This window comes from Pseudomonas sp. CM27 (assembly GCF_013179515.1).
In the GTDB taxonomy this organism is placed as follows: Bacteria; Pseudomonadota; Gammaproteobacteria; order Pseudomonadales; family Pseudomonadaceae; genus Aquipseudomonas.
The window spans coordinates 1-4,180 of the sequence record NZ_JABMCN010000333.1; the positions used below are offsets into that span (position 1 = coordinate 1).

The window sequence follows — 4,180 nt, forward strand, 5'->3', positions numbered from 1 at the left end:
CGGCTGCCGCAGGCGCTTCGGCGCTGCCAGGTTCGGCCAGGCGCGACAATGCCGCCAGCAGCTCAGGGGTGGCCGGAGTCACTTCGGCGCGCTCGCGCACCTGGCCAAACATGCTGTTGACCGTATCCAGTGCTTCAAGCACTACATCCATCAGTTCCGCGTCGACCCGGCGCTCACCTTTGCGCAGCACGTCGAACACGTTCTCGGCGATATGGCAGCACTCCACCAGCTCGTTCAGCTGAAGGAAGCCGGCGCCCCCTTTTACAGTGTGGAAACCGCGAAAGATCGCATTGAGCAGGTCGGCATCGTCGGGCCGGCTTTCCAGCTCGACCAGTTGCTCGGACAGTTGCTCAAGAATTTCGCCGGCTTCTACCAGGAAATCCTGGAGGATTTCTTCATCGGCGCCGAAGCTCATCAAACGTGCTCCTTAAAAACCCAGGCTGGACAGCAAATCATCGACATCGTCCTGACCGGACACAACGTCTTCACGCTTATCGGCATGAATCTGCGGACCTTCACCCCGAGTCGGATGTTTTTCTCGATCTTTTTCTGCACGCAATTGATCGTGGTCATGCTGAATGCCCGCAAACCGGTCGACCTGGCTGGCCATCAGCACCAGCTTGAGCAGGTTGCTTTCCACTTCGGTCACCAACGTGGTGACACGCTTGATCACCTGACCGGTCAGGTCCTGGTAGTCCTGCGCCAGCAGAATGTCGTTGAGGTGACCAGCTACCTTGCGGTTGCCTTCAGCGCTGTGCGTCAGGAAACTGTCGACGCGCTTGACCAGGTCACGGAACTCTGGCGCAGCCACTTCGCGGCGCATGAAGCGCTGCCAGTCGGTGCTCAGCGCCTTGGCCTCGCTGGCCAGGTCGTTGAGCACCGGAGTGCTTTCCTCGACCAGGTCCATGGTGCGGTTGGCCGCGCCCTCGGTGAGCTTGACCACATACGACAGGCGCTCGGTGGCGTCGGTAATCTGCGACACCTCCTCGGCTTGCGGCATGGTCGGGTCGATCTGGAAACTGACGATGGCACTGTGCAGCTCGCGGGTCAGCTTGCCGACTTCCTGATACAGGCCGCGGTCGCGGGTCTGGTTCAGCTCGTGAATCAGCTGCACCGCCTCGCCAAAACGGCCTCGCTCCAGGCTTTCGACCAGCTCCTGGGCATGCTTCTTGAGGGTCGATTCGAACTCGCCCAACGACGTTTGTGATGATTCCATGGCGCGCCCCCTGGCGTGACTCAGCCGTTGACGCGTTCGAAGATCTTCTCGATCTTTTCTTTGAGCACCTGAGCGGTGAACGGCTTGACCACGTAACCATTGACGCCGGCCTGGGCCGCTTCGATGATCTGGTCGCGCTTGGCTTCGGCGGTCACCATCAGTACCGGCATGGTTTTCAGCTTCTCGCTGGCACGCACCTTACGCAGCAGGTCGATGCCGGACATGCCAGGCATGTTCCAGTCGGTCACCAGAAAGTCGTAGTCACCGTTCTCCAGCATCGGCAGCGCCGTGGTGCCGTCGTCCGCTTCGTGCGTGTTGGTGAAACCCAGGTCGCGCATCAGGTTCTTGATGATCCGCCGCATCGTCGAAAAGTCGTCAACGATGAGGATTTTCATATCTTTGTTCAAGTAGACCTCCAAGCAGTCTCGAACGCGCTCGGCTGCGAGCGCGCATTCAATCAATCCGGTACAACGTAGAAAACGACTGCAACGACAACGGGCTCAACGCGCCCGCCATTCCCCAAGGCGGCTGCGCAGGCGCGCAGCACACTGGCTGTGCAACTGGCTGACCCGCGACTCGCTGACCCCAAGCACCTCACCGATTTCCTTGAGGTTCAGCTCTTCGTCGTAGTACAGCGCCAGCACCAGGCGCTCACGCTCCGGCAGGTTGGCGATGGCCTCGGTCAGGGCTACCTGGAAGCGCTCGTCCTCCAGGCCGCGGGCAGGTTCGACCTGGCCGCTGGCGCCATCCTCATGCAGCCCTTCGTGCTCGCCGTCCTGCAACAGGTCGTCAAAGCTGAACAGGCGGCTGCCCAGGGTATCGTTCAAGATCCCGTAGTAATCATCGAGACTCAATTGAAGTTCGGCAGCAACTTCATGATCTTTAGCGTCACGGCCAGTTCTGGCTTCGACTGCGCGCATCGCGTCACTGACCATGCGGGTGTTGCGGTGCACCGAGCGCGGTGCCCAGTCGCCCTTGCGCACTTCGTCCAGCATCGCGCCGCGGATGCGGATACCGGCGTAGGTTTCAAAGCTGGCGCCCTTGCTGGCGTCGTACTTGTTGGCCACTTCCAGCAGGCCGATCATGCCGGCCTGGATCAGGTCCTCGACCTGCACGTTGGCCGGCAGCCGCGCCAGCAGGTGGTAGGCGATGCGCTTGACCAGCGGCGCGTAGCGTTCTATCAGCTCGTACTGGGCGTCTTTCGACGCCCGGCTGTACATCTTGAAGCCACTCGCGTTCATAGCACGGGTCCCGCGCTGGTGGGTTGCACCAGACGCTCGACGAAGAACTCCAGGTGGCCGCGCGGGTTGGCCGGCAGCGGCCAGCTGTCGACCTTCTGCGCAATCGCCTTGAAGGCCAGCGCGCACTTGGAGCGAGGGAAGGCTTCGTAGACTGCACGCTGCTTCTGCACCGCCTTGCGCACACACTCGTCGTACGGCACGGCGCCCACGTACTGCAGGGCAACGTCAAGGAAGCGGTCGGTGACCTTGGTCAGCTTGGCAAACAGGTTGCGCCCTTCCTGCGGGCTCTGCGCCATGTTGGCCAGCACGCGGAAACGGTTCATGCCGTAGTCGCGATTCAGCAGTTTGATCAGGGCGTAGGCATCGGTGATCGAGGTCGGTTCGTCACACACCACCAGCAGCACTTCCTGCGCCGCGCGGACAAAGCTCACCACCGAGTCGCCAATGCCCGCAGCGGTGTCGATCACCAGCACGTCGAGGTTGTCGCCGACGTCGCTGAACGCCTGGATCAGCCCGGCATGCTGGGCCGGGGCCAGGTGCACCATGCTCTGCGTGCCCGAGGCCGCCGGCACGATGCGCACGCCGCCGGGGCCCTGCAGCATCACATCGCGCAGCTCGCAGCGCCCCTCGATGACATCGGCCAGGGTACGTTTGGGAGTCAGGCCCAGCAACACGTCGACATTGGCCAGGCCCAGGTCGGCGTCGAGCAGCATGACCCTGCGGCCAAGCTCGGCCAGCGCCAGGGACAAGTTCACTGAAACGTTAGTCTTGCCGACGCCACCTTTACCACCGGTCACGGCGATCACCTGTACAGGATGCATGCTACCCATGTCTGTTCTTTACCTTGTCTCGCTGGGACTCAGGCCACACGTAGGGCAATTCTGCGTACCCCTTGGTATAGCGACTTTGCACACGCTTCATGGTCAACCCGCTCGCCGTGGGTTGTGATAGAGATCAGCGAACATGTCGGCCATGGCCTCTTCACTGGGCTCGTCCTGCTGCTGCACATTGACTGCCCGGGTCACCAGCTGGTGCCCACGTGGCAAGTGCAGGTCGTCTGGAATGCGCGGGCCATCGGTGAGATAGGCCACAGGCAGTTCATGACTGATGGCAAGGCTCAGCACATCGCCAAGGCTTGCCGATTCATCGAGTTTGGTCAGGATGCAGCCGGCCAGGCCACAGCGCTTGTAGCTGTGATAGGCGGCGGTCAGCACCTGCTTCTGGCTGGTGGTGGCCAGTACCAGGTAATTCTTTGCGGCAATGCCACGCCCGGCCAAGGTTTCCAGTTGCATGCGCAGGGCCGGGTCGCTGGCCTGCAGGCCGGCGGTATCGATCAGCACCACGCGCTTGCGCAGCAGCGGCTCCAGCGCCGCAGCCAGCGACTGGCCCGGGTCGACGTAGGTCACCGGCACGTTGAGGATGCGGCCCAGGGTCTTGAGCTGCTCCTGGGCACCGATGCGGAAGCTGTCCATACTCACCAGCGCCAGGTTCTGCGCGCCGTACTTGAGCACGTAGCGGGCGGCCAGCTTGGCCAGGGTGGTGGTCTTGCCCATGCCGGCCGGGCCGACCACGGCAATCACCCCGCCCTCTTCGATCGGCTCGATTTCGGGAATGTCGATCATCCGCGCCAGGTGCGCCAGCAGCATGCGCCAGGCCTGGCGTGGTTCTTCGATTTCGGCGGTCAGGTCCAGCAGCTCACGGGCGATCGGCCCGGACAGGCCGA

Annotated in this window: 6 protein-coding genes; all 6 read right to left on the minus strand. The window is 62.5% G+C overall.

What is annotated here, in order from left to right; all coding sequences use genetic code 11:
- A partial coding sequence (locus HP547_RS27015; RefSeq protein ID WP_172288488.1) for an Hpt domain-containing protein occupies positions 1-415 on the minus strand: 415 nt, incomplete at its 3' end.
- Positions 416-427: 12 nt separating this feature from the next.
- Positions 428-1,216, minus strand: coding sequence for a protein phosphatase CheZ (locus HP547_RS27020; RefSeq protein ID WP_172228078.1), 789 nt, complete (start codon positions 1,214-1,216; stop codon positions 428-430).
- A 20-nt stretch (positions 1,217-1,236) separates the two neighbouring features.
- The gene (locus HP547_RS27025) at positions 1,237-1,611 is read right to left on the minus strand and encodes a chemotaxis response regulator CheY (protein WP_172228080.1); all 375 of its coding nucleotides are present in this window, start codon (positions 1,609-1,611) and stop codon (positions 1,237-1,239) included.
- Between the two features lie 105 nt (positions 1,612-1,716).
- Complete coding sequence (fliA, locus tag HP547_RS27030) at positions 1,717-2,457, minus strand: RNA polymerase sigma factor FliA (RefSeq protein ID WP_013973585.1); 741 nt, start codon at positions 2,455-2,457, stop codon at positions 1,717-1,719.
- Positions 2,454-3,287, minus strand: coding sequence for a flagellar synthesis regulator FleN (fleN, locus tag HP547_RS27035; protein WP_027593013.1), 834 nt, complete (start codon positions 3,285-3,287; stop codon positions 2,454-2,456). The genes fliA and fleN overlap by 4 nt, the downstream gene beginning before the upstream one ends.
- Positions 3,288-3,380: 93 nt before the next feature.
- A partial coding sequence (locus HP547_RS27040; RefSeq protein ID WP_172288490.1) for a flagellar biosynthesis protein FlhF occupies positions 3,381-4,180 on the minus strand: 800 nt, incomplete at its 5' end.